This window comes from Amycolatopsis thailandensis (assembly GCF_002234405.1).
GTDB lineage: Bacteria > Actinomycetota > Actinomycetes > Mycobacteriales > Pseudonocardiaceae > Amycolatopsis > Amycolatopsis thailandensis.
This window is the reverse complement of sequence record NZ_NMQT01000269.1, coordinates 1-4,319: the sequence shown is the minus strand read 5'-3', so window position 1 is coordinate 4,319 and position 4,319 is coordinate 1. Positions and strand designations below refer to the sequence as shown.

The window sequence follows — 4,319 nt, the reverse complement described above, 5'->3', positions numbered from 1 at the left end:
GCCGCTCCCGTGTTGAGGGCTCACCGACGCTGATCGACGGTCGTGGCTGCGCCCGAAGTGCCGTTCGCCCGGCCGTCCGGGTGAGACAGGGCCTCGCTGCGCTCGGTCGCGCTACCGCGCGATCCCACCCGGACGGCCGAGCACGACACCCCGGCCGGTCCACGACCGCCGCTCCTGCTGGTTCCGCCCCCAAGCCCGGGGCGCACCACCTCGCCGGTGCCCGGCGACACCCCAACAGGAGATCCCATCGCATGGCAGTGATCAAGAAGCTCGTCAAGGGCGCGGCCAAGACCGCTGCGAAGTCGGCCAAGCGCGGCGTCGCCGCTGCCACGGAGAAGCGCGTCGTCTCCGGTCGTCCTTGCGGAGGTTGCGGCAAGGAATTCGACGGCCGCATCAAGCACAACAAGCCCGAGTGCTCGCGCGCCGCAGCCGCAGACCTGCCGAGTATCCACGACCTCGAACTCGGCGAGTACTGAGAACTCCCGCATGACAGCGGCATCGAGCAGTCCTTATAGGACAGTGCGGAGCCGCTGACACCCACTTCGCGCCACGCGCAGCACTTCTCCCGGTCGCAGGCGTGCGCCCACTTCAACCGCAGGAAAGGACCGACGTCTTATGGCGAAGGGCTACTTCGAATATCTGGTCAAGGGCAACAACAAAGAGGCGAGAGGCTCGGCCGGCACGGAGGCTGCGGCATGGACCGCCGCCGGACGTCGAGCCCCGGGCTACTTCACCGATAAGGATGGCCTGATCTCGATCTCCGTGAACGGGAAGACCATTTCTGTCAAAAAGGAACACCTCAAGGCGAAGATCGCCGAAATGGTCTCGCGGAGCTGAACTTTCCTCGTGAGCCTCTGGGGTCCGCCAGCGCCTTCGGTGCGGGCCCCAGAGGTTCCTCGAGTCGGCCCCGAATTCATGGCCTAATCAACGAAGGAGAACCAGTCAATGAACAGCTTCGACAAGCTAGTGGCGGACTCGGCGATCCACCTCGGCTGGGCTCCGCGCAGGGACCCGGCCCTCGAAGACGTCGTCCGGCGCATCCAGCAACTGCGCACAAGCCACCACCTCGGCGCTGTGGCCATCGCGAACATGCTGACCGGTGAAGGAAAGGCCGCAGCGCTGCGGACCGAAGAGTTCGTGCAGTTCGTGATCGACCGCACCTGACCACGGCTTCGGCCCGTGCCCCCGCGGGATCCGCATATTCCCGCACCATGACGATGATAAGGAGACTGCGGTGAGCAACATCGACAAGCTGGCTACGGAAGCGATGAGCTTCCTCGGCTACTCGACCCGGGGTAAGGACCACATTATCGAACGCGCAATTCTCCGCATTCAGAAGGCTTACCGCGAGGACCACCTCGACGCGGCGGCGATCGCCAGACTGCTCGGTGACGACTACCCCGACGGCTCGCCGATGCGGCGGACGACCTTCATCCAGTTCGTGATCGAACGTACCTGACCGCGGGCGGGAGCCCCACCGCCCGGAGACTACTTGCGGCCATGTGCCCGCGGTGCTCGTGCATGGTCTGTCCATGTGTGACTCGGCCTGGCAGATCTGGGCCAGGCCGAGTCACACATGGCTCATGACGAAAGTCGGGAGCTGAACGGCGAGATCAATCGCCTCGCCTGTGGATACGAATGGTTCGGCCAGGCGGATCCGCGCTGAGCAACACGGCGAGCCGCTAGGAGACTCGCCGCCTCGTTTGCCGGGCCACGCGCACATTCCTGTGTTCGAAGATGCGGCGAAGCACGTTCGAGACAGCCCGGCCGTTCTCGTGAAGGTGGAGTCGGTCGCCCATATCACCGTGTCGGGCCGAATGCAGCATCTGGTGGACGGTGACGACGTGAGGCAACTCGGCTGCCGGTGGCCAGGAGCGCCGCCGACGTTGTGGGCACTGCCCTTGCCAAGTGGAACCGGCACGTGTGATCGCTGTCCAAGCGGGCGCCAACCTCCTTGGTGAGTACTTCGGGGCTGCCGCCCAGCCGCTCGTTTCGGTTGTGAGCGGCTAGTTCAGCGCACTGCGGATGGTCGTCCCCGCTGTTCCGGAGGGCCCGACGGTAGCCGTTGCCGCCCACCTGCGCCCGGACGGCCGAGTTTGTGTAGCGCGCAGTGAGGCGCAGAGGGGCGGCAACGGCTCTCGGGTCGGCACCCCGGAGCACCGGGGTGCCGACCCGCCGGACGTATTCCGGCGCCCGTAGATCGGAACCTGGCCATGTCCGCCGTCATCCGTCCCGACCTCACCGTCGTCAACTCGCCTCCCAGCGCCGCCGCGCCCGGATGGGCTGTCCGAGGACTACTCGACGCCACATTCCGGGAACTGACGACCGCGTTTCGAATCCCGGACTTCGGGATCGACGCCATCGACGACAGCACCCTGTGGCAGCTGGAAACTCCTGGGGGGAGGGCACAGCTGGTCAGCGAGAAGACCGGCGGCTACTTCCTGCGCGCGCCCGACGACGTCACGACCTGGATGATCCAGGCCTCATCGCCCGATGTCCTTCCCTGGATCTTCGAGATCCTCGATCCCGGCGTCGAAGCCTTCGTCCAGAGCACGCTGGCGGCACCTGCCGGCTCGGATCGTGTGGCACTCATCCGGGCCTACCGACACTTCCTGCGACTGCACGCCGCCGCCGTCGCGCAGCGGCTCGGGAGCCTTACTGCTCCTCCGCGCGCCGCGGCGGCCGCGCGCTGGCGGCAGCTGACCACGGCGCACCGAGCGCTGGACCGTGCCCTGTATCTCGCCGTGACCCCGCAGGATGTTGTCGCGGCCCTGCGACAGCTGGCCGAGCGGCTGGAGAGTGCAGAACGCGACCCAGCTAACGACGCTGGCCTGCACGGCGAGATTGTCGCGACGATCCGTTCGCTCGCCACCGCGGAGCTCGACCGGCGGGTGCCGGCGTGATGGCCCGATCCGGTGGTGACCCGCACGAGCACGCCCAGAAGATCGCAGCACGGGTCGACGAGGTCTGGCACTCCTGGCACGGTCACGGCGACCTCGAGGTTCCCGTGTCCGTGGTGGCGGTGCTGTCGCTGCTCGCCCCGCCGCCGTCGAGGCGGGACACGCTGGTGAACGCGATCAGCGCGCTCGACCCCGACGGTTTCGCCGACCTGGTCCGTCGGATGTGGAAAGAGTTCGTCCTCGCCAGGCCGGACCTGGTGAACCGGGCCTGGCCCCTGATCGAGCCCTGGCTGGGCGACAGGCAGATGACCCCGGAGACGGCACGCGCAGCGCGCGCCGTCGCGCACGAGGCACTGCGGCGGGATCTGTTCGCCCTCACCGACACGACCCGCTGGGAGATCGATCTGCTCGGCGCACTGCTGACCACCGTGCGGACAGCATCGGCGTGGAAGGCTCGCGGGCAGTACTACACGCCGGCGAGCGTCACCGACGTCATGGCACGTCTGGTGGGAGCTCCGGTACCTGGCCAGTCGATCGGCGATCCGGCCTGCGGGACTGGCGGCATGTTCCGCGCGGCCGCGGCGGCGATGCGGGAAGCTGGCAACGATCCGGCGACTGCGTCGTGGGAAGGCAATGACGTCGACGAGTTGGCTGTCGCGTGCTGCGCGATCAACGTGGTGCTCTGGGGGCTGGGCACGAATGTACTGCTCGGGGTCGGTAACACCTTGACCGCTGATTGGCGTGAGCGTGCTCTCGCCGAACGGAGAGAGCCGGTCGTCCTGATGAAGCAACTCTCGGCGCTGAAGGCCGTCATGGATCTGACCGACACCCAGCGACGGCGCAGCGTCTCATCGTCCACCGATGCCATGACAGGAGATGAGCGGTAGTCAGAGCGCTACCTGACCGCATCGACTCGCCGGCAGCCACGCGAGCACGTGTCACCGCTGATCTGATGCGTGCTCCAGGTGGTGCCTTCGCGGCATCGGCCGTACTCGCACCTAGTGATCTGCCGCAACGCGCGGTTGAACAGCGGTCCGTCCGTGTTGAGGGCTCACCGACGCTGATCGACGGTCGTGGCTGCGCCCGAAGTGCCGTTCGCCCGGCCGTCCGGGTGAGACAGGGCCTCGCTGCGCTCGGTCGCGCTATCGCGCGATCCCACCCGGACGTCCGAGCACGACACCCCGGCCGGTCCACGACCGCCGCTCCTGCTGGTTCCGCCCCCAACACCGCGGAACCCCCGCACCCTCGCCGGAGTTCACGGCGACACATCAGACTAAGGAGTCTACCGATGGGCAAGATCGGCGATGCCGCGAAGAAGGCCGTCAAGAACAAGGTCAAGGAGGTCGTCGACGAAGCAATCACGACCCCAGCCACAGCTCAAGGTAGACTCGTATATGCCCCCGTGGTACCACAAGTTCA

The 4,319-nt window shown here is 67.0% G+C and carries 6 protein-coding genes; all 6 read left to right on the top strand.

Features of this window, described 5'->3' with window-relative positions; all coding sequences use genetic code 11:
• Positions 1-251 precede the first annotated feature (251 nt).
• The 6 genes from CFP71_RS42240 to CFP71_RS42215 all read left to right on the top strand — a co-directional run bounded on the left by CFP71_RS42240 (position 252) and on the right by CFP71_RS42215 (position 3,787).
• Positions 252-476, top strand: a complete 225-nt coding sequence (locus CFP71_RS42240) for a hypothetical protein (RefSeq protein ID WP_093939445.1) — start codon at positions 252-254, stop codon at positions 474-476.
• A 139-nt stretch (positions 477-615) separates the two neighbouring features.
• Entirely contained in the window at positions 616-837 is a 222-nt protein-coding gene (locus tag CFP71_RS42235) for a hypothetical protein (protein WP_093939444.1), read from the top strand.
• Between the two features lie 108 nt (positions 838-945).
• The gene (locus CFP71_RS42230; protein ID WP_093939443.1) at positions 946-1,164 is read left to right on the top strand and encodes a hypothetical protein; all 219 of its coding nucleotides are present in this window, start codon (positions 946-948) and stop codon (positions 1,162-1,164) included.
• A gap of 70 nt (positions 1,165-1,234) precedes the next feature.
• Complete coding sequence (locus CFP71_RS42225; protein WP_093939442.1) at positions 1,235-1,459, top strand: hypothetical protein; 225 nt, start codon at positions 1,235-1,237, stop codon at positions 1,457-1,459.
• Between the two features lie 754 nt (positions 1,460-2,213).
• Positions 2,214-2,903, top strand: a complete 690-nt coding sequence (locus CFP71_RS42220) for a hypothetical protein (RefSeq protein ID WP_093939441.1) — start codon at positions 2,214-2,216, stop codon at positions 2,901-2,903.
• On the top strand, positions 2,903-3,787 hold the full coding sequence (locus CFP71_RS42215; protein WP_093939440.1) for an N-6 DNA methylase: 885 nt from the start codon (positions 2,903-2,905) through the stop codon (positions 3,785-3,787). Before CFP71_RS42220 ends, CFP71_RS42215 begins: the two co-directional genes overlap by 1 nt.
• The last annotated feature ends 532 nt before the right edge of the window (positions 3,788-4,319 follow it).